We start from the raw sequence: 220 nt of genomic DNA on the forward strand, positions 1-220 counted from the left end.
TACTCGTGGTAGTTGTAGACCTTGTGTCCGGCCTCCTTGAGGTAGGTGTCGCGCTTGAACAGGGTCAGGTCGGCCTGCATCATGTCCTGCACCAGGGCGGGCAAATCGTACTGCGGCTCCCAGCCCAGCTGCTGCTTGGCCTTGGTCGGGTCGCCGATGAGCAGCTCCACCTCCGTGGGGCGGAAGTAGGCCGGGTCCACCTCCACCACCACCGCGCCTT

1 protein-coding gene is annotated in these 220 nt (G+C 64.5%); it reads right to left on the reverse strand.

The window, feature by feature from the left end:
- On the reverse strand, positions 1 to 220 hold a 220-nt coding region (locus AC5FXY_RS22335; protein WP_493558943.1), incomplete at both ends, for a GDP-mannose 4,6-dehydratase.

It is taken from the genome of Hymenobacter sp. FMD4, from assembly GCF_058932745.1.